The 1,463-nt window shown below is 69.3% G+C and carries 1 protein-coding gene and 2 pseudogenes; all 3 read right to left on the bottom strand.

Features of this window, described 5'->3' with window-relative positions:
* Positions 1–347: pseudogene (locus tag G020_RS14730) on the bottom strand (hypothetical protein); the annotation flags it as partial.
* A 2-nt stretch (positions 348–349) separates the two neighbouring features.
* Positions 350–1,117 carry a DUF4123 domain-containing protein gene (locus tag G020_RS0114520; protein WP_231363102.1) on the bottom strand — a complete coding sequence of 256 codons (768 nt, stop codon included), beginning with the start codon at positions 1,115–1,117 and terminating at the stop codon, positions 350–352.
* Positions 1,081–1,463, bottom strand: a pseudogene (locus G020_RS15465) (type VI secretion system tip protein VgrG); the annotation flags it as partial. The pseudogene G020_RS15465 and the gene G020_RS0114520, both read right to left, overlap by 37 nt.

Raw genomic sequence — 1,463 nt, forward strand, 5'->3', positions numbered from 1 at the left:
GCGAGCCGTTGCAGGGTGTCGGTGAACTGCCGGCGGTCGTCCTCGGCCAGGAAACTGACCGGATGGGCCGGCAGGAAGCTGTCCAGCACCCCGGCCTCCTCGGACAGCCGCCGGTTGCGCGCCTCGCGATCATCCATGGCGGCGATGTCGGCGAGGTCGTCGGCCGCGCCGTGCATCGCGGCGGCCGCCGTGGCATTGAGCAGCCAGAATTCGCCGGATCCGGTCAGGTAGGCGATATCTTCCCAGCTGGAGGTGTCACAGAGGGGGCGCGGGTCTTCGTGGAAGAGTTCGTCGTCCGCTCCACGCGGACACGGGGGCCAGACCTCGGTCGGGATGGAATGACTCATGTTCAAGCCTCCTTGCTTGCCGCAAAATCAAAATCCGGCAGTCGGCGCCGCCATTCCCGGGGCTGGTGGATGCCCGCTTCGCGAAGACGCCGAAGCTGTTCAAGCCGCTGCGGAGGGACATCCTCCAGCGCAATGCCGAGTTCGCGGCCGAGCCACCATGCCAATGGGGCATCGTCCAGCGCCTGGCACTGTTCGCCGTCCAGCACGGCCGCACGCTCCGCCTCGCGCGGTTCGTTCCCGGTCCAGCAGCGCCAGCCGCCCGTGGGCGTCGGCGTATACACCGCCCCAAGGACGTGCAGCCAGTGATCGAACTGCATGGATGGCGCCACGGCCAGCAACGCACTCCAGGCCTCCGGTCGCTGCAGCTGCACCAGCGACTGGCCTCCCCCGGCGTCGTCCAGCACGCTCAACCGCTGCAGAAGCTCGAGACAGGGCTCCGTGGCATCACCGGGTGGCAGCCACATCCAGCCAAGCCCCCGTTTCCGGCAAATCGATTCGGCCTGTTTCAGGGCGGGGCTGTCCACGCCCAGCCAGCCCACCCACGGGCCGTGCGCCGCCAGGGCGTCCAGTGCCGTACCGGCGAACAGGGGGATGATGCCGTCGGCACCGTCCAGGGCATAAAGGGCGCGAGCTTCTTCCGGGGCACGGCGCTGGTCGATGATGATCCCGAACCGTCCTGTCTTGCCGTCTTCCCCGGGCGTTTCGACGGTGTGCCCGCGCTCTCCGACGCGTGTCAGCCATTCGTGCATGGGCAGTCTTCCCTGGCGCATTCACCGGACTCCTTGTCCTTGCCACACAACACGATGCGGGCCGCCGCGCTGTTTGCGTAGATTTCGGGGTCGGGCCCGGCACCCTGTACCGCTTCCGGAGGCGGCTCGGCCTGCACGTGCCCCGGCAGTTCCGGCGCCTGCGCCTGCTGGCCGCTGCCGGATCCCGGGCTGCCGCCGGAGTTGAGGCGGACGCTCGGGCCGCTGAGGGTGACGCCGGAGGGGTCGACCTTGATGAAGCTGCCGCCGGCCTGGAGGGTGATCTCGGCGCCGGCGTCGAGGACGATCTTCGTGCCGGCGGCGTGGTGGATCTCCCGTCCGGCCTCGACGAGCTGGGCGGTGCCGAAGC

The organism is Thioalkalivibrio sp. ALR17-21, from assembly GCF_000420185.1.
Lineage (GTDB): Bacteria > Pseudomonadota > Gammaproteobacteria > Ectothiorhodospirales > Ectothiorhodospiraceae > Thioalkalivibrio > Thioalkalivibrio halophilus.

Excerpts from the sequence above, each read along its gene's own strand:
- G020_RS0114520 (WP_231363102.1), bottom strand. The coding sequence starts at position 1,117 with ATGCGCCAGGGAAGACTGCCCATGCACGAATGGCTGACACGCGTCGGA.